Raw genomic sequence first — 23,828 nt, 5'->3', positions numbered from 1 at the left:
CGACGCGCCATGATACCAAGGCGCGGCGTCGCCACCTGTCGCGTCGCGCTACACTGCGGCCCATGAACGACATGAATGATTCCGACGCCCTGTTCAGCGGGCAGATGGTGGCCGCGCTGCGCGAGGCCCGCCATGTGGTGGTGCTGACCGGCGCGGGGGTGTCGGCCGAGAGCGGTGTGCCGACCTTTCGCGATGCGCAGACCGGGCTGTGGGCGCGTTACGATGCCACCGCGCTGGCCACGCCCGACGCGTTTCGGGCCGACCCGGCGCTGGTCTGGGGCTGGTATGAGTGGCGCCGCGCGGCGATGATGCGGGCGGCCCCCAACCCGGCGCACCACGCCATTGCCGCGCTGGCCAAACAGGTGCCGGCGCTGACCGTGATCACCCAGAACGTGGACGACCTGCATGAGCGTGCCGGCAGCGCCGGCGTGGTCCACCTGCATGGGCGCCTGATGCAGCCGCGCTGTTTTCAGTGCGGCACGCCCTGGCGCTACCCGGTAGGCATCCCGGACGAGCCCGAAGGCGGTCGCCGGGTGACCCCACCCGACTGCCCGCGCTGCGCCAGCCCGATACGCCCCGGCGTGGTGTGGTTTGGCGAAGGCCTTCCGGCCGACGAGTGGCAATCCGCGCTGGCGGCGGCCGCCGGTTGCGACCTGATGCTGGCGATTGGCACCTCGGCCATGGTGTATCCGGCCGCTGAATTGCCGCAGATCGCGGTGAATACCGGCGCCTTGCTGGTGCAGATCAACCCGCAATCGACCAGTCTGGACGGCATCGCGCATTGGAATCTGCCGGGCGCGGCGGGCATCACCTTGCCGGCCCTGCTGCACACCGCTTTTGCCGATGGCATGAACGAAACGGCTTAAGGCCAGTCTTTTAAAGGCGCCCGCGCGGCGCTGTAACCGAATTGGGAGAGAGCATGCAACTGAACGATAAAGTCAGCCTCATCACCGGCGCGGCCGGCGGCATCGGCCTCGGCATTGCCAGGCGCTTCATCGCCGCCGGAAGCAAGGTCGCGATTGCCGATATCAATATGGATGCCGCCCGTCAGGTGGTCGCCGAACTGGGCGAAGACCGCGCCATGGCGGTGGCCATGGATGTGACCGACGAGGACGCGGTCAACGCCGGCGTGCAGGCGGTGGTCGATCGCTGGGGCCGGGTCGATGTGCTGGTGTCGAATGCCGGGGTGCAGATCGTGCATCCGATAGAGGACTTCCCCTTTGCGGCCTGGAAGAAGATGCTCGCCATCCACCTCGACGGCGCCTTTCTCACCACCAAGGCCGTGTTGCCGCACATGTATGCGCAGGGCAGCGGCAGCGTGCTGCTGATGGGCTCGGTGCACTCTAAACTCGCTTCGCCGCTCAAGTCGGCCTATGTCACAGCCAAGCACGGCCTGATGGGGCTGGCGCGGGTGATCGCCAAGGAAGGCGGACCCAAAGGCGTGCGCGCCAACGTGATCTGCCCGGGTTTCGTCCGCACGCCGCTCGTCGACAAACAGATTCCCGAGCAGGCAAAAACGCTAGGCATCTCGGAAGAAGAAGTGGTGAATAACATCATGCTCGGCGGCACGGTGACCAAGGAATTCACCACCATCGAAGACGTGGCCGAAGTGGCGCTCACCTTTGCCGCCTTCCCGACCAATGCGCTCACCGGCCAGTCGCTGATCGTCAGCCACGGCTGGCACATGGAGTAAGCGGGCGTGGCAAAAGCGAAGCCGCACGGGTTTGAGCAAGTCGCGCTCGCCTTGCAAGGCGGCGGCGCGCTGGGCGCTTACCAGGCCGGCGCGTATCAGGCGCTGGCGGCGCGGGGCATCGTGCCGGATTGGGTGGCGGGGGTGTCGATTGGTGCCATCAACGCCGCCATCATTGCCGGCAACGCACCTGAGACGCGGGTGGCGGCACTCGAAGGCTTTTGGCAGCGCATTACGCGGTTTTTGCCCGGCAATATGGCTTTGCCCGAGCCGCTGCTGCCGGCGGCGGTGAACAACCTGATGTGGGCCGGCCGCAATCTCACCTTCGGCCAGCCCGGCTTCTTCACCCCGCGGCTGCCGCCGCCCTACCTGTGGCCCGACGACCGGCCCGAGGCGCTGAGTTATTACGACATCGCCCCGCTGCGCGACACGCTCTGCGAGTTCGTCGATTTCGACCGCCTCAACGACGGCCCGGTGCGCCTGTCGGTGGGGGCGGTGGACATCCACAATGGCAACTACATGTATTTCGATAACCGCGAGCGGCGCATCGGCCCGGAGCACATCATGGCCTCCGGCGCGCTGCCGCCGGGCTTCCCGCCGGTGGAAGTCGAGGGCCGCTTCTACTGGGATGGCGGGCTGGCGTCGAACACACCGCTGGACTATGTGCTGCACCACACCCCCCGGCCCGACACGCTGATCTTCCAGATCGACCTGTGGCCGGCCCATGGCGAGCTGCCGCGCAATATCCGCGATGTGGCCGAGCGGATCAAGGAGATCCAGTACTCCAGCCGCACGCGTTTGAGCAGCGACCACATGGTGCGAGAGATGCAGATGAAGCGTCGGGTACGTGAGTTGCTGGCTCGGCTGCCGCATGACACCGACGCCCGGGATCTGCTCGACGCCATGGAAAAGGACTGCGCCGGCGGCGTGGCGACCATCGTGCACCTCATCTATGAGAGCCGTCCCTACGAGCACGAAAGCAAGGATTACAACTTCAGTCGGCGCATGATGGAAGAGCACTGGCACAGCGGCGGCCACGATGTGAATCGCGTGTTGATGAGCCCCGGGGTGTTGGAGCGGCCTGACGACCACGAAGGCATTCGCGTCTTCGCCAGTGACCGGGTGTGACATCGCCCGCGTGCCGGACGCGCTAGACTAGCTGCATTCAGGATCGACTGGAGGAGATGAGCATGATCAAACCATCCCGTATCCTGCCCGGCCTCGCGCTGGGCCTTGCCGTCACCTGTGCGCAGGCCGAGCCTGGCCCGCTCAAGACCTACGACCCGCCGCTCGACCCGGCCTTTGCCGAGTTGATCCGCAACGCCGACCTTGAGGCAGGCGCGGCTTTTTTCGAGCGCAAATGCTCGCAATGCCATGACGGTTTCAAGGAAGGCGGCGACTTCAAAGGCCCGCACCTGTGGAACGTGATGGGCCGCATGTCGGCCGCGCGCGAGGGCTTCCGCTACTCGCCGGCGATGCGCGAGGTCAAACGCAAATGGACCTATGCCACGCTCAGCTACTACCTGCAGGACACCGAAACGGCCGTGCCGGGACGAGAGATGAATTTTGTCGGGATCTCGGATGACGCGACGCGCGCCAATGTCGTGGCTTATCTGCGGACCTTGAACGACGCACCGCCGCCGCTGCCGTGATCGACGCCGTCCTCGGTGCGCTATTCGAGGCGGTTGGCGAGGCCGTGCTTTGGCTGTCCAGCCGGGTGGCGGGTTGGCTGTTTGATCTGAATGCGGTCGATGCGCGTCGTGTCGGCGAGTGGGTCGTGCTGGTGTCTTTTGTCGTGATGCTTTTTCTGCTGACGGTGGTGGCGCCATTGCGGCGGTCGGTGCCTTCGGCATCGGGGCGTTGGTCGGGTCTCGCCCCGGCGGGCGAGTAACTTCTTTGTCGCGACAAAGAAGTCACCAAGAAAACGCCCCCGCTGTACCGCCGGCTTCGCCGGTGCCCTCGCTACGCCCGCGCCCGGCGGGTCATGTCGCAAACTCGCCCTTCGGGCTCAAACACGCGACACGACAATTCCCGCCGCTCGCGGGCTTCGTTCGGCGGTACAGAAGGGGAAAGGGCGCGCGGGCTCGGCTTCGCCATCGCCCGCTTGGGAAAGCGTCACTCCGTAGGTTGGGCGGCTTGCCGCCCACCAAGCAGCGTTTGTCGTGCAATACGATGGTGGGTGGCAAGCCACCCCGCCTGACGCTGCCGTAGGGCGGGAACCCCCGCAGGGGGCGCAGAAGCGGGCCGTGCTTCTTTGCTTGGCTTTCTTGCACGAGCAAGAAAGTAAGTCGCCCGCCGGGGCGAGACCCGGCCAATATCGAGGCGAAGCGCCTACCGCCGTGACCATTGTCAGCGTGCGGCCGACGCGCCGGTGGCCGGGACGGCCTATGCCTCCGGCACCGCCCGAATCGCCGGCAGATCCTCTCCTTCGGGAATGAACCGCAATGCCACCCCGTTGTTGCAATACCGTTGCCCGGTCGGCGCGGGGCCATCGCCAAAAACGTGCCCCTGGTGGCCGCCACAGCGAGCGCAGTGGTATTCGGTGCGCGGCACGATCAGTTTGAAGTCGGTCTTGGTTTCGACGGCGCCGGGCAGCGGCTGCCAGAAGCTGGGCCAGCCGGTGCCGCTGTTGAACTTGGTGTCCTGGGTGAACAGCGGGGTGTGGCAGGCGGCGCAGATGAAGGTGCCGGCGCGTTTTTCGGCGTTGAGCGGGCTGCTGCCGGCGCGTTCGGTGCCTTCTTCAAACAGCACGTGGCATGAGTCGGCGGGGAGAACGGCTTCCCAGTCGCGGCGAGTGTTTCCGGTCATGATGTCTCCTTCGGCAAGCGGTGAAGAGGGGTCAGGCTTGTGGACCGCGAGAATGCGCGACAGTTGCGTTCATTCTCGAAGCCGAAAAGCTTCGCATGTTCACTACCTTGTTCACGGGCGCAAGCGGTCAGCTGCGGCTCCCAGGTTCAACCGGGTCGGCGGGCGGTCATGGTGTCCAGCCAGGTGGTGAGCACGGAGCGCGCGATGGCGGCCAGCTGCGGGCCGTGCAGCGCGGTGGCAGCGCGCAAGGCGGGCAGATTGATGCCGGCGGCGGTCAGCTCTGCCGTGTGGCCGATGAGCCATTGTTCGATTCGGCTCGGGTCCATTTCAAGATGGAACTGCAGTGCCAGCGCATGGTGGCCGACCGAGAAGGCCTGGTGCGGTGTGTCGGCCGAGGCGGCCAGCCAGGTCGCGCCTTTGGGGATGTCGAAGGTGTCGCCGTGCCAGTGCAGCACGGGCAGATCGCCCACCGCGGCCAGCGGTGAGGCGCAGCCGGCTTCGGTGAGCTGGAGCGGGGACCAGCCGAGTTCTTTGTGTTTGCCGGGATACACCCGGGCGCCCATGGCGGCGGCCATCAGCTGGGCACCGAGGCAGAGCCCGAGCGTGGGCGCACCGATGCTGATGCGCTCGCCGATGGCGTTGATTTCTTCGCTGAGATAGGGGTAGCGATCGGTTTCGTAGGCGCCAATCGGGCCGCCGCAGACGATGAGCAGATCGGCGGTGCGCAGGCGTCGCGGATGGGCGTCGACGCCGGCATCGACCGTTTCGATGGTGTAGCCCCGCTGGCGCAGCGGCCCCTCGAACAGCCCCAGGTCTTCAAATGCGACATGACGCAGGACGAGCGCGCGGGGCATGGTGTTTATCCTTTATTGAAGCGCTGCCGGGCCGCGAGACCAAGCAGGCCGGTGAGCATCATCAGGGCGGTGGTCGGCTCGGGCACGGCGGTCACGGGTTGACTCAGGGCCGGGATGTTCAGGGTGGCCACGCCGGTGTCTTGCACGGTCGACCAGCCCAGGTTCAGAAAGGATGCGCGATAGGGGCGTCCGTTGCAACCCGCGCCGGTGAAGCCAGCCTGTTCGCAGGCGAGTTCGGACACGATGTGGGTGCCCGTCGGATCGATGATGGTGCTTTGCACGCCCATTGACAGCGAAATCCCGCCCCGATCGCTCAGGTCGTTACCGGCCACATCGAAGAAGTAGCCGCTGGCCATGGAGCCGCCGACGAGGTTGGCTTGCAGGCCGACGAGACGGGTGAGCGGGTCGATCTGACCGCCTGTGACCGCAAAGCTGGCAATGTGCGTGCCGTTGTTGGCGCCGTAGCTGCCATTGGTGCTGCCAAAGTCGAATACGCTGTCGGAGTAAAGGTCGATCACCCCGCCGGTAAAACCGTTGCTGAGCAGGCCGACTTCGCCGGTAATGTTGTAGCTGACGGTCAGGTCGTGGCTGGACGTTGGCGCACCGACGATCTGATAGGCACCGTGTTCTTCGAATGCGAAGCCAAGTGACTGCCACGAGAATGCCTGCTCAATGAAGCCGGCACCGGCGACATTGAGCGAGGACACGAAGCTGGCATCGGACCAGCCGGTGCCGGCGGCGTTGAGGTACCAGCCGCTGGTGGCCTGAGCCGATTGGGAGAGGGCGGCGAGGGCGGTGACAGCGGTCAGCAGGGTCAGACGGGTGGCGCGCATGCGGGGCTCCGGTCGGGGGAAAATGCGAACCTGCATATCCTAGCGCAAACCGCAATGCTGATCGCATTGTTTTATTCGTTTGGCACTCAGTCGTTGGATTCCAGCCAGCGAAGTGCGCCGGCGCCCGCAGCCCGCCCCGTGGCGAGGCAGGCGGTCAGCAAATAGCCGCCGGTGGGGGCGTCCCAGTCGAGCATCTCGCCGGCACAGAAAATGCCGGGGTGTTCCGTCAGCATCAGCGCTTCGTCCAGCCCGGCAAAGCGTACGCCGCCCGCGGTGCTGATGGCCTCGTCGATGGGGCGCGGCTTTAGTACTTGCAGCGGAAGTGCCTTGAGCGTGGCGGCGATACGGGTGGGGTTGTCGAGTGACTCGGCAGTGAGCACTTCACGCAGCAACCCGGCCTTGACGCCTTTGAGGCCAACGCTGCGTTGCAGGTGGTTGCTGAGCGAACGGCGGCCGCGCGGGGCGGCCAGCGCCTGGCGCAGTTGTGCTTCGCTGTGGTCGGGCAGGAGGTCGAGTGTGATGCCAACCGGTCCGTCGGCCAGGGCGTTGCGCAGCGCGGCGCTGAGGGCGTAGATCAGCGGGCCTTGCAGGCCGGCGGCAGTGACCAGGCATTCGCCTTGGCGGTGGTGCATATGACCGGCGGTGTCGGTGAAGCGCAGGGCGACGGTTTTGAGCGGCTCGCCAGCGAAGCGTTCGCGAAAGTGCGCGCTCCATGCGAGTTCGAAGCCGCAGTTGCTGGGAGCCAGTGGGGCGATGTCGATCCCGGCGAGCGATAGTGCTTCGGTCCATCGACCGTCGCTGCCCAGGCGCGCCCAGCTGCCGCCGCCGAGGGCGAGGATGGTGGCGTCGGCGCGGTACCTGGTGGGGCCGGTGGGGGTGTCGAAGTGCAGGCTGCCGTCCTCGCCCCAGCCGGTCCAGCGGTGTCGGGGGTGTAGTCGGACGCCCGCCGCGCGCAGGCGCTGCAGCCATGCGCGTAGCAGCGGTGCCGCTTTCATGCCGATTGGAAACACCTTGCCGGAGCTGCCGATGAACGTGTCGATGCCCAGCCCGGCCGCCCAGGCGCGGATGGCATCGGCGCCGAAATCGGCGATGAAGGGGGCGAGGTTCTCGCGCCCTGCGCTGAAGCGATCCAGAAAGGCGCTTGCCGGTTCGGCGTGGGTGAGGTTGAGTCCGCCGCGACCGGCCATCAGCAGTTTGCGGCCGGGGGTGGGCATGCGTTCGAACACGTCCACGGCGATGCCGGCCTGGGCGAGCGTTTCGGCGGCCATCAGCCCGGCCGGGCCGCCGCCGATGACGGCAGCGCGCGGGGAGGCTTCAGTGAACGGGTGAGGCACTGGCATGGCGGTGGCGAGGACGGTCGACAAGCGGGGATGATACCTGCCCCGCTGCGTGTGGCGTCACATGTGTTTGCGTCACCGACTTGCACGATGCTGCCATGCACCATAGGCTGAAGGCTAGGTTTGGGCTGGCGTACCCGCGCGGCTCGAACGCCCGACGGAAATTGTTTGAATGCACGGAGATGCCATGCTGGAAAATTTGATGAATACCGAGAAAGTGACCGCCTACGCCACCGACTGGGGCTTGAACCTGCTGTTTGCGCTGATGATCTTCATCGTCGGTCGCTGGGTCGTGCGTGGCGCGGTGGCCGTGGCGCGCCGGGTGCTGAACCGCACCGGGATGGACGAGATGCTGTCGCATTTTGTGTTGTCGATCCTGCACGGTGTGTTGCTGCTGGTGATCGTGGTGGCGGCGTTGAATCGGCTGGGGGTGGATACGACCTCGCTGGTGGCGCTGATCGGTGCGGCCGGTCTGGCGATTGGTTTGTCGCTGCAGGATTCGCTCAAGAACTTCGCGGCCGGGGTGATGCTGATCGTGTTCCGGCCGTTCAGGGCGGGGGATTTTGTCGAGGCGGGCGGCACGACCGGGGTGGTGGAGAAGATCAACATCTTTAGTTCGACCTTCCGCACCCCCGACAACCGCGAAATCATCGTGCCCAATGGTGCGATCTATGCTGACGTGATCACCAACTACTCGGCTCGCGAGACGCGGCGCATCGATCTGTTGATCGGTATCAGCTACGACGACGATATTCGCAAGGCCAAGGCGGTGGCCGAGGCGGTGGTCACGGCCGACGAACGTGTGCTGACCGATCCCGCGCCGGTGATCGCGGTGGCCGATCTGGCCGACAGCAGCGTGAACCTGCACATCCGCCCGTGGGTCAAGACGCCGGACTACTTCCTGACCATGTGCGAGCTCAAAGAGAAGATCAAGATCGCCTACGACGAAGCCGGCATCTCCATCCCCTACCCGCAGACCGATCTGCATGTGCATCAAACAGCGCCGAGCGTGCTCGCCCCGGCGGCGCCGGCCGGCACGAAGCCGGCGCAACTCGAAAGCGACTGAGCGTGGCCTCAGGCCGGGTGCGGGTAGTCCGTCACCTGGCTGTCGGGCTCGGTGATCGGCGCGCCGGCTGTCAGCGTCAGCGGCAGCACGCCCGCCCACACCGGCCAGCCAAGGTCGGCCTCGTCATCCTTGACGCCACCCGTGCGGATTTTGGCGGAGGCCTCGGTCAGCTTCAGGCGCAGCACGGTGGTGGCGTTCAATTCCTTGTCGGTGACCGGCCGCAGGCTGTCCCAGCGCGCCGGCGCGACCTTGTCGATGAAGGCTTGCATGGTGGCGAGTTTGTGGGCGTCGTCGTCCACCAACTCGAACCGGCCGTAGGCGACCACCGACCGAAAATTCATGGAGTGGTGAAAGGCCGAGCGCGCCAGTACCAGGCCATCGACCTGCGCCAGCGTGACGCAGGCGTCGCTGTCGGTGAGTGCCTTGAGCATGCGCGAGGCGCGCGCGCCATGGATGTACAGATACTCACCCACCCGCCAATGCGCGGTCGGCATGGCGTGCACCGTGCCGTCGAGCATGAAGGACACGTGACACACCCAGGCGTCATCGATGATCGCGGCCAGGGTGTTGGCGTCGTAGTGGCCGCGCTCGGGGTGGCGCCGTAGTTTGGTGCGGGCGCTGGGGGCGGTGGTTTGGGGCATGGCAGTGTCCAGGTCAGTCGGTGAGCAAACGGGGCAGGCAATGCAACTCGGATTTGACCGAGTTGGCAATGAAGCAGGCGTCGTGGGCCGCATGATGAAGCGCGGCGTGTTCGTCTTCGGTGGGCGCCCGGCCGTGAAAGCGGACGGCCGGCTTCAGGGTGACCAGGGTCATCATCAGCCGCCCTTCCGGGCCGGCCGCCATCACGCCTTCGGCGGCATCTTCGTAGTGATCGACGCAGAAGCCGGCGCGGCCGGCCAGTGACAGAAACCACAGCATGTGGCAGCTCGAGAGCGCGGCGACAAAGGCTTCTTCGGGGTCAACCGCGTCGGTGTCCGAATACGGCACAGGCACCACATGAGGCGAAGACGAGCCGGCGAGCGTCAGGCCGCCGTCGAAGTGGATTTCGTGACGCCGGCTGTAGCGGTTGTCGGTAAAGACTTGATCGCCGCGCTGCCACACGACGGTGGCGGTGTAAGTGCTCATTGAGGCCTCCGGGTAAGTGTGGCCAGATTAGCGGTTCGCTGGCACCATGCGAAGTGCCACAAACAAACCAAACCTTGGGGCCACGATGAATCTTCACTGGTTGCTTGCATCGCCCCGGCCGGACGGTGTGCCCTGTCAGCGGCTGCTCTATCAAGGCCTGCGCGCCGCGATTCTCGATGGGCGGCTGGTGGCCGGCGCGCGTTTGCCGGGCAGCCGTCAGTTGGCGTCGGAACTGGGCATTGCGCGCAACACCGTAATGTTCGCCTACGAGCAACTGGCCGCCGAGGGCTGTTTGCTGGCCGATCGCCAGGGCACGCGGGTGGCCGCCTTGGCGGTGGCACCGAGCGCGGTGGTGAAGGCCCCCGCATGGCCGGCGCTGGCGCGTCGTGCCGCGCTCGCGGAGTCGGCGCCGGCCGGACCGGAATTGGGGGCGTTTGCGCCCGGCGTGCCCGATGTGGCGAATTTTCCGTTTCGCGCCTGGCGCGGCTGCCTGGATCGGGCCTGGCGGGCCGCGCGGCCGCGTCATCTGGGCTATGCGGCACCCGGTGGCGAGCCCGAGTTGCGCGCGGCGCTGGCGGAGTATCTGGCGACGGTGCGTGGTTTTCGGGTGCGCCCCGAGCAAGTCATCGTCACCGCCGGCACGCAGGCGGCGCTCGATCTGTGCGCCCGCCTGCTGGCCGACAATGGCGAGACGGCCTGGGTCGAGAACCCCGGCTACCCGGCGGCGCGCACCGCTTTGGCGATGGCGGGGCTGGTCTTGCATTCGGTGCCAGTGGACGGCGAAGGCATGGCGCCGATGACGGCGGATTGGCAGGCGCATCCACCGCGTCTGGTGCTGGTCTGCCCGGCCCACCAGTACCCGTCGGGCGAGGTCCTGAGCCTGCCTCGACGCCTGGCCTTGATCGACGGGGTGTGCCGCAGCGGCGGCTGGATCATCGAGGACGACTACGATAGCGAGTTCGCCCGCGGCGGGCCGGCGCTGCCCGCGCTGTTTGGCTTGCAGCCGGATGCGCCGGTGGTCTACACCGGCACCTTCAGCAAGACGCTCTATCCCGGTTTGCGGTTGGGTTATCTGGTAGTGCCCGAGGCGCTGGCCGATGTGTTCGCGGCCGCCTCGGCATCACTGGCGCGGTCGGGGCAGGGGATTGAGCAGGTTGCGCTGGCGGACTTCATTCAGCGCGGCCACTACACCACGCATCTGCGTCGTATGCGACGCCTCTATCTGGCGCGACAGCAGGCGCTACGGACCGAGCTGGCGCGAACGCCGGGCCCGGAGACGGCGATTCGTGGCGGCGCCGCCGGCTTGCATGTGGTGCTGACGCTGCCCGATACGCTGGCCGATACCGCTGTGGCGGCGCGGGCGGCCGAGCGGGGCGTTGTGGTGCGCGCGCTGAGCCGCTACGCCTTGCCGCCCATGCGCTGTAATGGCCTGCTACTCGGTTACGGCGCGGTGCCTGAGGCGCAAATGCCCGAGGCGGTGCGGCGCCTGCGCTGGGCCATGCAGCCCGATTGAGTCAGCCCGTGCCGTGGGCGGGGTCACCGGGTGTGATGTTTTGCGCGATGCGCCAATGCACGCCACTCGGATCGGTGAGGGTGAACTCGCGCATGCCCCAAGGACGGTTCTCTGGTCGACCGAGTTTGACGCCATACACATCGGCCAGACGTGCGTCGTGAGCGCGTTGCCACCAGGCGTCGACATCGGCGACCAGCAAATGCAGGGTGAAATTTTCGGCCACGATGGCGAGGTAGTCGTTTTCGAGCAGGAACGCGGTACTGCCACATTGGAAATGGGCCAGATCTGGCGAGGCCCAGACGCGGTGGAAACCGAGATCAAGGTAGAAGCGCTGCGAGCGCTCGAAATGCCGCGCGGGGATGAAGGCTTTGATTTCGAGAGCATCCAGATTCGGCATGCGCGTCTCTCCTGGCGAGGCCGTGTTTCCAAAAGAGTGCCCTGCCTGGGCCCATTTCTGCAAGACTCGCGTTAGCCGCCGCGTTTGTTGCACTTCGTAACCGATCTGCGCGCTGCTCTCCCGTGCGTGGCAAGATGAAGCCGTTAAAGGTGCGCGCACTTTTGCAACATGAGGTGCGTAGCCTGGCCGGCCTGGCATCAACTCGCGGCCGCCGGTGTGTGTTGGTATCCCCCTCAGGAAGGAGAAGAATATGAAAAAGATGCTTATCGTTGCTGCCATGGCAAGTGTATTGGCGTTGCCCGGATGCACCACGACCGAAACGCAGAACAAAACCATTGGTGCCGTCTCTGGTGCCGTGCTCGGCGGTGTTGTCGGCAACCAGGTGGGGGGTCGGCGCAGCACGGTGGTGGGTGCCGCGCTGGGCGGCGCTTTTGGCTATCTGATCGGCTCCCAGGTCAAAGTGACCGAGCAGCCTGATGGCTCGGTGAAGCTCGATATCCCGGGCGCGGTGTTGTTCGACACCAATAGCGCGCGGGTCAATCCGGCCTTTGCGCAAACCCTGGACCAGATCGCCGGCACCCTCAACGAGCATCCGAATGCGATGGTCAACGTGGTCGGCCACACTGACAGTACCGGCGCCGCCGAATACAACCAGCGCCTGTCACTGGATCGCGCGACCAGCGTGACCAACTATCTGCAAGGCCGCGGGGTGGCGCCGGGGCGTCTGACGCCGACCGGGCAGGGCGAGGTGATGCCGATTGCCGACAACAGCACGGCTGACGGGCGTGCGCAGAACCGTCGGGTGGAAATGTTCGTGCGCTGAGCGTTTGACCCCTTCAGTCGAAGGATGACGGCGCGGCCTCCCGACGGGGGGCGCGCCGTTTTTACGTGTTGGCGCCGGCGTTGTGATTGGGGGGGATGGCGATCCGGCGTATCCTGAGCGCCCCGCCATTGCCACAGTGTTGTCTCATATGAAGATCGATGATCCCTTCGGGCGTAGCGCTCAGAAACAGGAACAAAACTATGTCTCCGTGCGCAAGGCCTTGCAGACCGCAGGCGTCACGACGCCGGCGCTGGCAGAGCAGTGTTTGCAAGGGATCACCCGCAAGGCGCTGATCAGTTCGGCCGTGTTGGCTGTCCTGGTCGCTGTGGTGGCGTTGCTGTATCCGCGCGGCCTGTCAGCGGCGCTGGTGTGCGCCGGCGTGGGCTGGCTGTGGATCAGCGTGACGGCCGTCAACGGTCGCCGTCACGTGCTGCGTTACCGCAAGGAAGAATTCGGCGACTAAGTGCTGGCCGGGGTGAGACTCGCAATGAACTCGGCCGTGGCGGCGATCACCGCGTCGGGCTGGTCGGCGTGGGGCGAGTGCCGGCAGTCGGGCAAGGCCAGCAGGCGGACATCGGGCGCGCCGTCGGCAATGCGATCGATCTGTGCCAGGGTGGCGTATTCGTCGTCCTCGCCTTGAATGGCGAGCACCGGGCAGTCGATGCCGGGGAGCAGGTGTTCGATGTTCCAGTCGCGGAAGGCTGGGTCCAGCCACACATTGTTCCAACCCCAGAAGACCGCGTCCGGATCGTCGTGGTGGCGGCCGAGGCGGTCGCGCATGGGTGTCGTCTCATAGCGCGCCCGTGCTTCCTGAATGCCGGCGATGGTGATGTCTTCGACCATCACGTGCGGTGCCAGCACCACAATGCCGCTCAGCGCCGTGGCGGTGGCGCCGGCGCAGATCAGGGCAATCGAGCCGCCGTCGGAGTGGCCGAACAGCACCGGCCGTTCGATGGCCAGCGCATCGAGCAGCGCCGGCAATATACGCAAGGCCTCGGTATGCATGTAGTTCACCGGGCGCGGGAGCTCGGCCGGGCTTGAGCGGCCATAGCCGGCGCGCGAGTAGACCAGTGCATCACCGCCCACCGCGTCGGTCAGCCGCTGCGGAAAATCCCGCCATATGCTGATCGCGCCCAGCCCTTCGTGAAGGAATACCAGCGTCGGCGCGCCTGCGCGGGGTGTGGCCGCGTGAAGGCGAACGTAATCCAGCGTTTGGTCGAGCAGGGATAGGGTTGGCATGGGGGCAGTTTAGTTGGCGCGTTCGAAGCGCAGATGAATCCAGTTGGCTCGCTCGGCGATGAAGGGGCGCTGCAGGCGCTGACCGAGGAAGGCGGCTTTGGTGATCAGTTTTCGGACGAATGAGCGCGGGGCTGCCTCGCCCAGGGGGTGATTGCAGTGTACACAGGGTTCGTCTTGGGAATATGTGCCGTAGGGATTGCCGGCCTGATCCATCAGCCATGTGCTGAGCGCGTTGGTGCGCTCGCGGGTGCTGCCGATCAACGAGCGTTCAGCCAGATGCAGCGATGGAAACAGGTTCGCAAGACGCGCCTCGTCGAAGCGATTGACATGGCCCCAGGGCGGATTGGTCTGGCCGCAGTGGCTGCAGGTGGTGCGCCCGACGCGAATATCCTGATCGAAAGGGACGCCGATCAGCAGTGTGCTGCGGCAGACGCGGGCGAGTTCGGTGCATGCCCGCTCCAGTGCAGGCGAGGGGATGTGCTCAAGCACCTCGGCGCAAAAAACCAGATCGAAGCATCGGTCCGGAAAATCAAGCGCTGCGGCATTGCCAGCAACGGAGTTGATTTTTGGGTGCGTGATTCTGGGTTGGCTCAGATCAAGCGCAGTGACGTTGTCGAAACGCTCGGCCATCAGCAGGGAGAAGTGGCCGTCACGCGCACCGACGTCAAGCGCTGATGCGCCATGCTTTGGCATCAAAGCAAGGAGATCGTCGGTTCTAAGACGCTCCGTTCCGCTTGCCCGATAGGCGTCCATGTCGCTCATGCTGACGATCCGTCAGAGGTGGGCCGTCAGCCTAGCGAATGCGCCGGCGACGTGTCCAGTGCTTACCGTGGCTGCGGGGCTTTTCCTGGGGCGGTTCGACTTTGGTTGGTGAACGCCGGCTTTTGCGGGGGCGTGAGCGGCCGGTGAGGCGCACCAGCGCGACCAAGGACCGGAAGCCAATGAATAACATCACCAGGGCGATGAAGGCCGGATGCGTCAGGGTATCCCAGACCAGGAAAGCAAATTTGGCGATCGCGTTCCGGCCAGACTCGGCATCCCATGGCGCGTCGTCCGCTTTGCTGGCTCGCTCGGCAGCATGGGCCATCCACGGCGGAGGGGTATCTTCGGCGGTGCGCTCGGCGATCATCAGTCGGGTGGTGGCGGTGTCGTCAATGCCCAGGGTTTCGAGGAGTTCGCGGCCGGCCTGGTTGATGGTGTCGTTGAGCTTCCAGTCCAGCAGTTCGCTTACCTGGGCGCGCACGTTGCGCATCCGGTCCATCAGGTTCTCGTCGTCGGCAAACCAGGCCTTGGCGCCGGGGTCGTCGAAGGCAAGGTCGTCGAGGCCGTTTTCGGTGTGGGTAAAGGGCATGGCCTCGGGCTTCTTGGCGCCGCCGCGTTGACGATCCGCGGGGCTGATCATGGCCTCGCTGGTGGGGAGGTCAGCGGTGCTGATCTCCGGCGGAAGGGGCGCATGCCGGTGTGCGGCCTCAGCGGCGGGGCTCAAGGTGTCGTCGGCCACGAAATCCAGGGCGTCAGGGTCGCGATGGGCGCCAGGGACTGTGCTCGTGAGTTGAGGCGCGCTGTCTGCGAGCGGCATGGCGCTGGCTGGACTGCTCAAGCTGAGGCACCAGAGAGCAAGCATGACTCTGGGCGCGGCGCAAAAAAAAGGACTCATGCTCGACAGAAGCAAACGCTGAGCCAGCTTTGCAAGCTATTGTTTCAGTGAAGTTTTTGTATTCCGTGTCAGCCTTGTTGGCGGTGCGTGTCAAGTTTACTGACGATCAGCGCGCGCGCCGAGGCTGTTGTCGGCGCGTGCGGGGAGCGTGGCGGTGACCCGGACACCGTCGTCCGATGGCAGGTTCCGGGCGGCGAGTTTGCCGCCATGGAATCCCGCAATCAATTGCGCCACATAGAGTCCAAGGCCGAGATGCGGCTCACCGCCAGGGTCGGCGCTGCGCCCGGACACCATCGAGTCGAAGAGCTTGCCTTCGAGCGCACTGGGCAGGGTGGGACCGTGATTGCTCACACTCAGTTCGGCCTGCGTGTCGGTCAGCGTGAGTTCGATCTTGATTGGTTGGCCGGCCGAGGTGAAGTCGATGGCATTGCTCACCAGTTTGTCGAGCATCTGCGCGGCCAGATCCGGTGCGCCGCGAACCCACACGGGTTGATCGGTGAGCCTGTCGTCAAAGCGCTGACTGGCGTGCGCGAGGCGGTAGCCGCTGAGGCATTCGGCGATCACGGCGCGCAGCTCGAACCATTCGGGGTCGGTGGTGGCGAGAGCTTGCTCCATGCGGGTGGCTTCGCTCATGCGGGCGAGAATCCGGGTCAGTCGGTGCAGGCCGGCATGGGCGCGATCGAGATAGGTGGCCGCTTCGGGCGGGAGTGCTTCGAGTTGCAGGTTTTCAAGCGATGAGCGCACCACGGCGACCGGCGTGCGCAACTCGTGCGAGAGCCGGCTGGCCATGGATTCGAGGTATTGGTGGTGTTGCGCGAGGCGGGCGAGCAAGGTGGAGAAGCTGCGCGACAGGTCGCCCACTTCGTCGCCCGCGGTTGATGCAGCGGCGAGGCCGGTGATACGGCCGCGGGCGTCGATCGCGCTTTCGGCCTCGTCGCGCAGGCTGCGGATGCGCCAGGACAGACGTGAAGCGAAACCGAGCACAACGATGGCAGCAATCGCCAGGCCGGCAAAAGTCAGCCAGGCGAGGCGTTCGACGGCCGCGTCGCGCACGGCCTGGATCGCCAGCGTGCTCTCTTCGACCACCACCGCGCCTTGCACCCTGTCGGCGACCCACACCGGATGCGCCGCCGCGACGATCAGCACATCGCTACCACCGACCGGGCGTAGCCAGGAGGTGGTGGCGCCGAAGAGGGTGCCGGAGATGGCTTGACCGCTGGGCGGCGGAATGTCGGCGAGCCGGGCGGCGATGTCGTCGGGCCGGTAGCCCACACTGCCGAGCAAGCCATGCCAGAACTGGACGAGCGGGGCCGGCGAGGCGGCTGGCGGCGGGGCCAGTGAGCCGGTATGGGTGAGTACGTCGAGATCGCGGTCGACGACCCAGATACGTGCGGTATTGCGCTCCAGCGCGCGCAGGATGGCGGCCACTTCCGCGGCGCCATCGATGGTCGGCGCCGGCGGCGGGGCAGCGAATGGTGCTTCGGTCGGCGTCTGCTGCGGCATTGCCGCAATGGCCAGCTCCAGCACCTCTTCGCCAGGCAGCAGGGAGTCGCTCAGGCTGACCATGCTGCTGCCGGGCGGGCGGCCGAACAGCTGAGGGCGTTCATGCAAGGCGGTGGCCACGGCGCGGGCCGTGGCGATCAGGCCCTGGCGCTGGCCGTCGAGCAGAAACCGCTCCATTTCCTGCACATATTGATAGCCCACCCACGGCAGCGCGAGCAACACCAGCGCCATCAAGGCGAGTTTGCTGCGCAGACTGATGCGAATGGGTTTCACGGCAGGGTGTCGGGCGGTGGCATGGATCGTGTCGGCAGCGTGAGGCCCGCAAGGTGTTTGGGTCAAGCCCTGGCCGACGATAGCATTGGTGCAATGACGCGGCCGCCGGGTTTTACGGATCAAAACGTAACCAATTCCTCAAGGATTACGGCATATTGCATGGTACAAAGTATGCTGATGTTGCAACGTGACATGCTTCGGGAGCAATAAGGGATGGGGCCCCTCTACGCGATTATTTTTTCTGGTGATTTGCTCGACGGTTTTGCCCCGGCGCAGGTCAAGGCGCGCTTTGGCGAACGCTTTGGCTTGAAGCCGGCGCAGCTGGCGCAGGTTTTCTCCGGGCGTGCCATTACGCTCAAAAAAGGCCTCGATGCAGAGCAGGCGCGCCGCTATCTGGCCGAGTTGACGGCGATGGGTTTGAACGCCCGTTCGCAGTCGGCGACTGGGCCGGTTGCCACGACGGCGGCACCGGCAAAGGCTGCGCCTGCGACGCCAAGCGCGCCGGGGTATCGCATCGTCTTTGACGGCAAGGTGTTGCCCGGTTTCTCGCGCGAGTCAGTGATGCGCCAGTCGGCCAGCCGCTTGCGTTTCGATGCGCGTCAGCAAGCGCTGCTGTTTTCGGGCCAGACGGTGACCATCAAACGCGGCCTGATCGAAGAAAAGGCCCGGACCTACATCAAGACCTTGCGTCAGATGGGCATGGATGTGTCGGCCGATCCCGCCTTGCCGCGCCCGGATCGGCTGCCGTCCGAGATCTCCGAGCCCGAAGCGGCGACAGAAGCGAGTTTGATGGAGACCCAGTTCAGCGCTTCGGTGCCCTACAACGTTCAACACAGTTTTGACAGCAGCGAGTCGCTCGACATGATCCGCGCCGCGCTGGGTGAAGCCGATGATAACCCGCCCCTGGGTAATCCGCGTTCGGCCATGATGCAGACGGTGATCAACCCGGAAGCCATCCGCGAGTACGAAAGCGCATTGGCCGACGATGACGACGCCTTGGCGGCATTGCGCGCGGCCCATGACGCGCCAGCGGCAAAGCCGGTTCAGAAACCCGTCACCAAGGTCGATTTCGATTTCACGGCGCCGCCACCTGCCAAGGCCGCGCCCGTGGCGCCCGTCGAACCGCCGCCGGCACCACCTCCCCCCGCGCCAGCCAAGCCCGCTGGCATGCCGGCACCGCCGCCCAGCCTGGCGCCCGAAGTCGTGCCGCCAGCCGCCGCGCGCACCACCAGTGCGGGTACGCTTGTCGCCGGCCTCGTGCTTGCCGTGGTAATCGCCTTGGTGCTGTTCTATCTCAACGGCGGCTGACGCACCATCGCTGGGGGCTCAGGCTTTCCAGCGGTAGCCCGCGCCGTAAACGCTCTCGATCCGGTCAAACCCCGGGTCGAGCGCGGCAAATTTTTTGCGGATCCGCTTGATATGTGAGGTGATGGTGCCGTCGTCCACTACCAGGTGCGCGTCGGCCATCAGCTGATCGCGATTCTTTACATGCCCCGGATGTCGCGACAGGGTATGCACCATCCAGAACTCGGTCAGCGTCAGGGGTACCGACTCGCCGCGCCAGCGAGCGCTCAGGCGGCTGATGTCCAGTTTGAGGTCGCCACGATCCAGCTGTTCTTCGGTGGGTTTTGCTTCGGCCAGGACTTCCACACGACGAAACAGTGCCGCCACGCGGGCCAGCAGGTGCGGCAGGCTGATGTCCTTGGTCAGGTAGTCATCCGCGCCCAGACGCAAGCCCGACACCACGTCGAAATCGCTGTCGCGGGCGGTCAGGAAAATGATCGGCAGGCGCTGCGACAGCGCGCGCAACTCGGCGCATAGCGTAAAGCCACCCTCGGGTTCGTTGCCCAGGCCGATATCGATGATCGCCAGCTCTGGCAGGCGGTCGCGAAAGGCGGCCAGTGCGCTGGGCCGATCGGCATAGGCCGACACCTCGTAGCCCTGGCGTGCAAAGGCATCCGAGTAGTTGGCCCGGATGGCGGCTTCGTCTTCAACAATGGCGATTCGGCGTCCCATGGGGCGCTACTTTAGCACCGCCGGCGGCCCCTCCGCTTACTGCCATTTTTCGGCCACATTTGATCAGCGCTTTGCCCTATTCGGTGCCCGAAGGGGGCTGTTTTCCTCGTTTTAATGGTTGTGTCCAAAAACGCCCATGAACGGAGAACGCCATGACCCCCGCCCCGCTCGCATTCCGAGATCGCGCCCGAGAAGTTGCTGAATTGCTCGCCCGCCTGCTGCTGATGTTCATCACCGGGCTTGGCGTGAGTCTGGCGCTCGGCGCGCTGGTGCTGTTGCTGGCGGGGCCGGCCGAGGCGGCGAGCCGCGACGAGGGCGCGGTACAGCAGGGCACGCTGTTGTTCCGCGGTGCCGGCGGCGATCCGGTGGCCGCCCCCTTGCTGCATACCGACGTCACGCTGCGGGTCAGTGGCCCGATCGTGCGCGCCAAGGTGGTGCAGCGTTTCCGCAACCCGGCCGACGACTGGCGCGAAGGCACGTATGTGTTCCCGCTGCCGGAGAACGCAGCGGTCGACCGCATGCGCATCCAGGTGGCCGACCGGGTGATCGAGGGCGAAATCCAGGCGCGTGCGCAGGCCCAGGCGACCTATGAGAAAGCCAAGGCTGAGGGCAAGGCGACCGCGCTGGTGTCGCAAGAGCGACCGAATATTTTCACCACCCGCGTGGCCAACATCGGCCCGCGCGATGAGATCCGGGTCGAGATCGAATATCAGCACACGCTGGATTATTCGGTGGCCGAGGGCGTGGGCCGCTACAGCCTGCGTTTTCCGATGGTGGTGGCGCCGCGCTACATCCCGGGCAAGGTGATCGCCGATGAGGAGAGCGGCGCGACGACCGGCACCGATGTGGTGCCCGATGCCGCGGCCATCCTGCCGCCGATGATGCTGCCCGACGAGGCCGGCCCGGTCATCAATCCGGTGAGCCTGAATGTGTATCTCGATGCCGGGGTGCCGATTGCCGCGGTCGACAGCCCCTTTCACCGCGTGCGTGTCGATACACTCAAACCCTCGGTGCGCCGCATTCGGCTGAGCGAGGGGCGCACCCCGGCCAACCGTGATTTCGTTCTCAACTGGACGCTCGCTGCCGGCACGGCGCCGTCGGCCACGCTGTTTGTCGAGCCCGGCAAGGATCGCGATCACGCGCTGCTGATGCTGGTGCCGCCGGCGCCGAGTGCGGTCGGCAAGCGGCTGCCGCGCGAGGTGGTGTTCATCATCGACACCTCCGGCTCAATGGAAGGCGAGTCCATCGTCCAGGCGCGCGAGGCGCTGTCCATGGCCCTGGCGCGGCTGGACGCCGAGGACCGCTTCAATGTTATCGAATTCAATTCCACCGCCTCGGCGCTCTACACCTCGGCTCAGTCGGCCAGCCGGGCCAATGTTGACCATGCGGTGCGCTGGGTGCAGCGCCTGCGCGCCAATGGCGGCACGGAGATGGCCGGCGCGCTGGATCTGGCGCTCGACGGCGGGCGCAACGCCGACCGGGTGCGGCAGATCGTGTTTTTGACTGATGGCGCGGTCGGCAACGAGGCGCAGCTGTTTGGCATGATCCAGCAGCGCCTGGGCGACTCGCGCTTGTTTACCGTGGGCATCGGTTCGGCACCGAACAGCCACTTCATGCGCAAGGCGGCGCAGGCCGGGCGGGGCACCTTTACTTACATTGGCAAGATCGAGGAAGTGCGTGCGCGCATGTCCGAACTCTTTACCAAGCTGGAGTCGCCGGTGGTCAAGGGGCTGAGCATCACCTGGCCGAGCGGCGCGCGGGCCGATGCCTCACCCGATCCCTTGCCTGATCTGTATCTGGGTGAGCCGGTGGTGGTGGCTGCGGCGATTGACCGCACGGTGGGTGGCGAAGTGCGCCTGAGCGGCGACGCCGGCGACATTCACTGGACCAGCTCGCTGGCGCTCGATGACGCCAACCCCGGTGAAGGCATGGGCGTGTTGTGGGCGCGGCAGAAGATCGACCACTGGATGGACACGCTCGCCGACGGTGCCGACGAGGCGGTCGTGCGCAAGCAGGTGCTGGCCCTGGCGCTGGAGTTCCAGCTGGTCAGCAAATTCACCAGTTTCGTGGCGGTCGACAAGACCCCGGCGCGTTCCGCCGACGCGCGTCTCCAGTCCGGCGCCGTGCCGGGGCTCCTCCCGGCGGGCTGGTCGCCCTCGGGGGTGGTTGGCGAGTTGCCGCAAGGCGCCACCGATGCGCGCTGGCATCTGCTGCTGGGCCTGATGGCGCTGGCCGCGTTCTTCCTCACCCGTACGTCACGCGTACGCCAACTGAGCATGAAGGGGTAAGTCATGAGCACCGTTTGCCACAATTGCAGTCATCATGAATTTCTCGGCGTCGAATGCGCCTGGCCGGCGCCGACATGCCGGGAGGGCGCCGTGCCGCGCCGTCAGCGAATCGTGTCCTGGAGTATCAAGGCGATTGCCGCGGTCAGCCTGCTGGTCGCGCTGTCGCAATTCGGTCAGGCCGGCTACATCCACGCCAAGGCCTGGCTGGCGCAGACCTTGATCAGCCAGGCCTGGCACAAGACGCTGGCCGGCGCGTCGCAGGTCAAACCCTGGCCGTGGGCCGACACCTGGCCGGTGGCGCGGCTGAGCGTGCCCGCGCGCGGGGTTGAACTGTATGTGCTGGCGGGTAGCCAGGGGCGTAGCCTGGCCTTCGGGCCGGGACATGTGTTCGGCACGGCCGATCCTGGTGCGGCTGGCAACAGCGTAATCGGTGGTCATCGCGACACGCACTTTGCCTTTCTGGAGTGGGTGCAGGCCGGCGAGGCGGTCGAGGTGGAGATGCCGACAGGCGAGGTGGCGGTGTATCGCATCACCGATCAGCGCGTGGTCGACAAGTCCGACACCGGCGTGCTGGCATCCCCGCCGGATACGCATCGCCTCACGCTGGTGACCTGCTACCCCTTTGACGCGCTGCGTGCTGGCGGCCCGTTGCGCTATGTCGTGACGGCGGAGCAGCCCGGCGCGAGCGAGACCTTGTAGGTCTCAACCGGACACGAAAACGACAAAGGCGCCCACCGGGCGCCTTTGTCATGGGTGCGACGCGCGCCGATCAGGCGCCGAGTTCGTAGCGCAACAGCCCGCGCTTGCCGGCGCCGAGCTTGAGGGCGTGCTCTTCCATCGAAGTGCCCGAGCACAGCTGCAGGGTGTACTCGCCGGCCGGCAGCGGGCCCAGCGTGATGTTGCCATGCGCGCGTGCCAGCAAAATGCGGCGACCGGCCGCATCCAGCACTTTGACCTGGATCGCCTTCTCGGCGGCTTCGGTGCCGGCGCTTGCCGCGGGGCGCAGCTTGAGCGGGAACAGTTCCGGGTGGGCCTCGTCGTGCTCGTTCTGGCGGGCGCTGCGCTTGGCGGCCGAGCTGCTGACCGAGGCCTTCTCGGTCATGGCGGGCGCCGCCGTGGTGGCTGCGGAGGCTGCGGTGGGGACGGCTAGCGCCATGGCGGCCGTGCTGAGAATCTTGCGGACGTTGCTTTCCGTTCTTCGGGTCATGCGGTGCTCCAGGACGCCGCTGGCTCTAGGTGGCCGGCGGGCGGGTCAGGGTCGGTCGAGGCTACATGGGGGCGCGAGTAAAAACTTCAAGTCCTCATGTTGGCACTATGGAACGCAAATGTGACCGGCATGTTTGTGGCGAGTTCTCGATCGTTACAATTGTAAAGGCGGTTTTACAAAAGCCCCGATTTGGGCTGCGGTGATCGGGAAAGGCGTCGGCCATCCGCGGACCGGCGCGCACTGGTGCGTCAGATCCGGGCTAGAATCCTCAGATTGGAAAGTGGATGGCGGCGACCGCTGCCCGTGGATATCGCATGTCTGGAACCCTGTTTATCGTCACCGCGCCGTCCGGCGCCGGCAAAACGACCTTGGTCAAAGGCCTGCTCGAGCGCGACGCCGCGGTGCATTTGTCCATTTCCTACACGACCCGTCCGCCGCGGCCGGGTGAGGAGAATGGGCGCGAGTATCATTTTGTGGACGTCGCCAAGTTTCGCGAATTGCGCGATCGGGGCGAGTTCCTCGAGTGGGCGGAAGTGCATGGCAATTACTACGCCACCTCGCGTGTCTGGCTGCAGGCGCAGATCGACGCGGGGCGCGACATGCTGCTCGAAATCGACTGGCAGGGTGCGCAGCAGGTGCGCAAGGCCTTTCCGGGTGCGGTTGGCGTTTTCGTTCTACCACCTTCGACCGAGGAGCTCGAACGCCGCCTGCGCGGCAGGGGGACCGACAGCGAAGACGTGATCGGCCGGCGCTTGCTTGCCGCGCGGGGCGAGATGCGTCATGTGGCTGAGTTCGATTACGTTATAATTAACAACGAATTGCCCGCAGCGCTGGACGACCTGGTGGCTGTCGTGCGCGCCGCCCGGCTGCGCTATGCCAATCAGCATGCGCGTTTCCCGACTTATTTTGAATTCCTCGAGAAGGATTGAGTTCCCATGGCCCGTATTACGATTGAAGATTGTCTCAAGCGTATCCCCAACCGCTTTCAGCTCACCCTGGCCGCGACCTATCGTGCGCGTCAACTGACCAACGGCAACGAGCCGCAGATCGAGATTGACCGCGCCGATCGCGACAAGCCAACGGTGATCGCGCTGCGCGAGATCGAAGCTGGCAAGGTCGGGCTGGAAGTGCTCAACCGAGGCCAGGCGTAAGCGTGCGATGACGCACCGCGGCGCCGGCATCTGAACTGAGCAGATCAG

At 65.8% G+C, this 23,828-nt stretch carries 27 protein-coding genes; 14 read left to right on the top strand and 13 right to left on the bottom strand.

The annotated features are described in order from the left end of the window. The first annotated feature begins 71 nt into the window (after positions 1-71). From FHP91_RS03370 to FHP91_RS03350, 5 genes are all read left to right on the top strand, one after another. The gene (locus FHP91_RS03370; protein WP_246116205.1) at positions 72-866 is read left to right on the top strand and encodes an SIR2 family NAD-dependent protein deacylase; all 795 of its coding nucleotides are present in this window, start codon (positions 72-74) and stop codon (positions 864-866) included. 53 nt (positions 867-919) lie between these two features. Next, complete coding sequence (locus FHP91_RS03365; RefSeq protein WP_144308241.1) at positions 920-1,693, top strand: 3-hydroxybutyrate dehydrogenase; 774 nt, start codon at positions 920-922, stop codon at positions 1,691-1,693. 6 nt (positions 1,694-1,699) lie between these two features. Next, positions 1,700-2,818, top strand: a complete 1,119-nt coding sequence (locus FHP91_RS03360; RefSeq protein WP_222105095.1) for a patatin-like phospholipase family protein — start codon at positions 1,700-1,702, stop codon at positions 2,816-2,818. Positions 2,819-2,880: 62 nt separating this feature from the next. Continuing rightward, complete coding sequence (locus FHP91_RS03355; RefSeq protein ID WP_186301430.1) at positions 2,881-3,342, top strand: c-type cytochrome; 462 nt, start codon at positions 2,881-2,883, stop codon at positions 3,340-3,342. Next, positions 3,339-3,581: a hypothetical protein gene (locus tag FHP91_RS03350; RefSeq protein ID WP_144308239.1), complete on the top strand. Its 243-nt coding sequence runs from the start codon at positions 3,339-3,341 to the stop codon at positions 3,579-3,581. Before FHP91_RS03355 ends, FHP91_RS03350 begins: the two co-directional genes overlap by 4 nt. A 494-nt stretch (positions 3,582-4,075) precedes the next feature. Here the strand turns inward: FHP91_RS03350 and msrB are convergent, their stop codons facing one another. From msrB to FHP91_RS03330, 4 genes are all read right to left on the bottom strand, one after another. Further along, the gene (gene msrB, locus FHP91_RS03345; protein ID WP_144308238.1) at positions 4,076-4,498 is read right to left on the bottom strand and encodes a peptide-methionine (R)-S-oxide reductase MsrB; all 423 of its coding nucleotides are present in this window, start codon (positions 4,496-4,498) and stop codon (positions 4,076-4,078) included. 146 nt (positions 4,499-4,644) lie between these two features. After that, positions 4,645-5,352, bottom strand: coding sequence for a glutamine amidotransferase (locus FHP91_RS03340; protein WP_144308237.1), 708 nt, complete (start codon positions 5,350-5,352; stop codon positions 4,645-4,647). Between the two features lie 5 nt (positions 5,353-5,357). Next, positions 5,358-6,185, bottom strand: a complete 828-nt coding sequence (locus tag FHP91_RS03335) for a PEP-CTERM sorting domain-containing protein (RefSeq protein WP_186301429.1) — start codon at positions 6,183-6,185, stop codon at positions 5,358-5,360. Between the two features lie 86 nt (positions 6,186-6,271). Then, the gene (locus tag FHP91_RS03330; RefSeq protein WP_144308628.1) at positions 6,272-7,525 is read right to left on the bottom strand and encodes a TIGR03862 family flavoprotein; all 1,254 of its coding nucleotides are present in this window, start codon (positions 7,523-7,525) and stop codon (positions 6,272-6,274) included. 184 nt (positions 7,526-7,709) lie between these two features. Here FHP91_RS03330 and FHP91_RS03325 point away from each other — a divergent pair, with 184 nt between their 5' ends. Continuing rightward, on the top strand, positions 7,710-8,588 hold the full coding sequence (locus FHP91_RS03325; protein ID WP_144308235.1) for a mechanosensitive ion channel family protein: 879 nt from the start codon (positions 7,710-7,712) through the stop codon (positions 8,586-8,588). Positions 8,589-8,596: 8 nt separating this feature from the next. On the opposite strand, the gene FHP91_RS03320 is transcribed toward FHP91_RS03325, so the two are convergent. Together FHP91_RS03320 and FHP91_RS03315 are read right to left on the bottom strand one after the other, a co-directional pair. Beyond that, positions 8,597-9,229, bottom strand: coding sequence for a pyridoxamine 5'-phosphate oxidase family protein (locus FHP91_RS03320; RefSeq protein WP_144308234.1), 633 nt, complete (start codon positions 9,227-9,229; stop codon positions 8,597-8,599). A 13-nt stretch (positions 9,230-9,242) separates the two neighbouring features. Continuing rightward, complete coding sequence (locus tag FHP91_RS03315) at positions 9,243-9,713, bottom strand: OsmC family protein (RefSeq protein WP_144308233.1); 471 nt, start codon at positions 9,711-9,713, stop codon at positions 9,243-9,245. Between the two features lie 85 nt (positions 9,714-9,798). Here FHP91_RS03315 and pdxR point away from each other — a divergent pair, with 85 nt between their 5' ends. Beyond that, positions 9,799-11,226, top strand: coding sequence for a MocR-like pyridoxine biosynthesis transcription factor PdxR (pdxR, locus tag FHP91_RS03310; protein ID WP_144308232.1), 1,428 nt, complete (start codon positions 9,799-9,801; stop codon positions 11,224-11,226). Between the two features lies 1 nt (position 11,227). Here pdxR and FHP91_RS03305 read toward each other — a convergent pair whose 3' ends face one another. Then, on the bottom strand, positions 11,228-11,623 hold the full coding sequence (locus FHP91_RS03305; RefSeq protein ID WP_144308231.1) for a VOC family protein: 396 nt from the start codon (positions 11,621-11,623) through the stop codon (positions 11,228-11,230). Between the two features lie 250 nt (positions 11,624-11,873). On the opposite strand from FHP91_RS03305, the gene FHP91_RS03300 reads away from it, so the two are divergent. Further along, complete coding sequence (locus FHP91_RS03300) at positions 11,874-12,446, top strand: OmpA family protein (RefSeq protein WP_144308230.1); 573 nt, start codon at positions 11,874-11,876, stop codon at positions 12,444-12,446. 148 nt (positions 12,447-12,594) lie between these two features. Further along, positions 12,595-12,909 carry a hypothetical protein gene (locus FHP91_RS03295; RefSeq protein ID WP_144308229.1) on the top strand — a complete coding sequence of 105 codons (315 nt, stop codon included), beginning with the start codon at positions 12,595-12,597 and terminating at the stop codon, positions 12,907-12,909. Here the strand turns inward: FHP91_RS03295 and FHP91_RS03290 are convergent. From FHP91_RS03290 to FHP91_RS03275, 4 genes are all read right to left on the bottom strand, one after another. Then, positions 12,906-13,685 carry an alpha/beta fold hydrolase gene (locus tag FHP91_RS03290; RefSeq protein WP_144308228.1) on the bottom strand — a complete coding sequence of 260 codons (780 nt, stop codon included), beginning with the start codon at positions 13,683-13,685 and terminating at the stop codon, positions 12,906-12,908. The two genes, FHP91_RS03295 and FHP91_RS03290, sit on opposite strands and share 4 nt — an antisense overlap. A 9-nt stretch (positions 13,686-13,694) precedes the next feature. Continuing rightward, positions 13,695-14,447, bottom strand: a complete 753-nt coding sequence (locus FHP91_RS03285; protein ID WP_144308227.1) for a class I SAM-dependent methyltransferase — start codon at positions 14,445-14,447, stop codon at positions 13,695-13,697. Between the two features lie 31 nt (positions 14,448-14,478). Beyond that, entirely contained in the window at positions 14,479-15,186 is a 708-nt protein-coding gene (locus FHP91_RS03280) for a hypothetical protein (RefSeq protein ID WP_144308226.1), read from the bottom strand. A 252-nt stretch (positions 15,187-15,438) separates the two neighbouring features. Then, a complete protein-coding gene (locus FHP91_RS03275) occupies positions 15,439-17,118 on the bottom strand; it encodes an ATP-binding protein (RefSeq protein WP_144308225.1) in 1,680 nt (559 codons plus the stop codon). 213 nt (positions 17,119-17,331) lie between these two features. Here FHP91_RS03275 and FHP91_RS03270 point away from each other — a divergent pair, with 213 nt between their 5' ends. Beyond that, on the top strand, positions 17,332-18,426 hold the full coding sequence (locus FHP91_RS03270; protein ID WP_144308224.1) for a hypothetical protein: 1,095 nt from the start codon (positions 17,332-17,334) through the stop codon (positions 18,424-18,426). A gap of 18 nt (positions 18,427-18,444) precedes the next feature. On the opposite strand, the gene pdsR is transcribed toward FHP91_RS03270, so the two are convergent. Next, positions 18,445-19,134, bottom strand: a complete 690-nt coding sequence (pdsR, locus tag FHP91_RS03265) for a proteobacterial dedicated sortase system response regulator (RefSeq protein ID WP_144308223.1) — start codon at positions 19,132-19,134, stop codon at positions 18,445-18,447. 152 nt (positions 19,135-19,286) lie between these two features. On the opposite strand from pdsR, the gene FHP91_RS03260 reads away from it, so the two are divergent. Next, positions 19,287-21,422, top strand: a complete 2,136-nt coding sequence (locus FHP91_RS03260) for a marine proteobacterial sortase target protein (RefSeq protein WP_144308222.1) — start codon at positions 19,287-19,289, stop codon at positions 21,420-21,422. Positions 21,423-21,425: 3 nt separating this feature from the next. Further along, a complete protein-coding gene (locus FHP91_RS03255; RefSeq protein WP_144308221.1) occupies positions 21,426-22,121 on the top strand; it encodes a class GN sortase in 696 nt (231 codons plus the stop codon). A 70-nt stretch (positions 22,122-22,191) separates the two neighbouring features. Here the strand turns inward: FHP91_RS03255 and FHP91_RS03250 are convergent, their stop codons facing one another. After that, positions 22,192-22,629, bottom strand: coding sequence for a hypothetical protein (locus FHP91_RS03250; protein WP_144176380.1), 438 nt, complete (start codon positions 22,627-22,629; stop codon positions 22,192-22,194). A gap of 314 nt (positions 22,630-22,943) precedes the next feature. Here FHP91_RS03250 and gmk point away from each other — a divergent pair, with 314 nt between their 5' ends. Together gmk and rpoZ are read left to right on the top strand one after the other, a co-directional pair. Then, positions 22,944-23,558 carry a guanylate kinase gene (gene gmk / locus FHP91_RS03245; protein ID WP_144308220.1) on the top strand — a complete coding sequence of 205 codons (615 nt, stop codon included), beginning with the start codon at positions 22,944-22,946 and terminating at the stop codon, positions 23,556-23,558. Between the two features lie 6 nt (positions 23,559-23,564). Next, positions 23,565-23,780, top strand: a complete 216-nt coding sequence (rpoZ, locus tag FHP91_RS03240) for a DNA-directed RNA polymerase subunit omega (protein ID WP_144176378.1) — start codon at positions 23,565-23,567, stop codon at positions 23,778-23,780. Positions 23,781-23,828 lie beyond the last annotated feature (48 nt).

The organism is Denitromonas halophila (genome assembly GCF_007625155.1).
Classification (GTDB): domain Bacteria; phylum Pseudomonadota; class Gammaproteobacteria; order Burkholderiales; family Rhodocyclaceae; genus Nitrogeniibacter; species Nitrogeniibacter halophilus.
This window is presented reverse-complemented; position numbering and strand designations above follow the sequence as displayed.

Bases quoted from the DNA above. Each gene is read 5' to 3' on its own strand.
- FHP91_RS03370 (WP_246116205.1), top strand. From the start codon at position 72: ATGAATGATTCCGACGCCCTGTTCAGCGGGCAGATGGTGGCCGCGCTG.
- FHP91_RS03365 (WP_144308241.1), top strand. From the start codon at position 920: ATGCAACTGAACGATAAAGTCAGCCTCATCACCGGCGCGGCCGGCGGC.
- FHP91_RS03355 (WP_186301430.1), top strand. From the start codon at position 2,881: ATGATCAAACCATCCCGTATCCTGCCCGGCCTCGCGCTGGGCCTTGCC.
- msrB (WP_144308238.1), bottom strand. From the start codon at position 4,498: ATGACCGGAAACACTCGCCGCGACTGGGAAGCCGTTCTCCCCGCCGAC.
- FHP91_RS03340 (WP_144308237.1), bottom strand. From the start codon at position 5,352: ATGCCCCGCGCGCTCGTCCTGCGTCATGTCGCATTTGAAGACCTGGGG.
- FHP91_RS03335 (WP_186301429.1), bottom strand. From the start codon at position 6,185: ATGCGCGCCACCCGTCTGACCCTGCTGACCGCTGTCACCGCCCTCGCC.
- FHP91_RS03330 (WP_144308628.1), bottom strand. From the start codon at position 7,525: ATGCCAGTGCCTCACCCGTTCACTGAAGCCTCCCCGCGCGCTGCCGTC.
- FHP91_RS03325 (WP_144308235.1), top strand. From the start codon at position 7,710: ATGCTGGAAAATTTGATGAATACCGAGAAAGTGACCGCCTACGCCACC.
- FHP91_RS03320 (WP_144308234.1), bottom strand. From the start codon at position 9,229: ATGCCCCAAACCACCGCCCCCAGCGCCCGCACCAAACTACGGCGCCAC.
- FHP91_RS03315 (WP_144308233.1), bottom strand. From the start codon at position 9,713: ATGAGCACTTACACCGCCACCGTCGTGTGGCAGCGCGGCGATCAAGTC.
- pdxR (WP_144308232.1), top strand. From the start codon at position 9,799: ATGAATCTTCACTGGTTGCTTGCATCGCCCCGGCCGGACGGTGTGCCC.
- FHP91_RS03305 (WP_144308231.1), bottom strand. From the start codon at position 11,623: ATGCCGAATCTGGATGCTCTCGAAATCAAAGCCTTCATCCCCGCGCGG.
- FHP91_RS03300 (WP_144308230.1), top strand. From the start codon at position 11,874: ATGAAAAAGATGCTTATCGTTGCTGCCATGGCAAGTGTATTGGCGTTG.
- FHP91_RS03295 (WP_144308229.1), top strand. From the start codon at position 12,595: ATGAAGATCGATGATCCCTTCGGGCGTAGCGCTCAGAAACAGGAACAA.
- FHP91_RS03290 (WP_144308228.1), bottom strand. From the start codon at position 13,685: ATGCCAACCCTATCCCTGCTCGACCAAACGCTGGATTACGTTCGCCTT.
- FHP91_RS03285 (WP_144308227.1), bottom strand. From the start codon at position 14,447: ATGAGCGACATGGACGCCTATCGGGCAAGCGGAACGGAGCGTCTTAGA.
- FHP91_RS03270 (WP_144308224.1), top strand. From the start codon at position 17,332: ATGGGGCCCCTCTACGCGATTATTTTTTCTGGTGATTTGCTCGACGGT.
- pdsR (WP_144308223.1), bottom strand. From the start codon at position 19,134: ATGGGACGCCGAATCGCCATTGTTGAAGACGAAGCCGCCATCCGGGCC.
- FHP91_RS03260 (WP_144308222.1), top strand. From the start codon at position 19,287: ATGACCCCCGCCCCGCTCGCATTCCGAGATCGCGCCCGAGAAGTTGCT.
- FHP91_RS03255 (WP_144308221.1), top strand. From the start codon at position 21,426: ATGAGCACCGTTTGCCACAATTGCAGTCATCATGAATTTCTCGGCGTC.
- FHP91_RS03250 (WP_144176380.1), bottom strand. From the start codon at position 22,629: ATGACCCGAAGAACGGAAAGCAACGTCCGCAAGATTCTCAGCACGGCC.
- gmk (WP_144308220.1), top strand. From the start codon at position 22,944: ATGTCTGGAACCCTGTTTATCGTCACCGCGCCGTCCGGCGCCGGCAAA.
- rpoZ (WP_144176378.1), top strand. From the start codon at position 23,565: ATGGCCCGTATTACGATTGAAGATTGTCTCAAGCGTATCCCCAACCGC.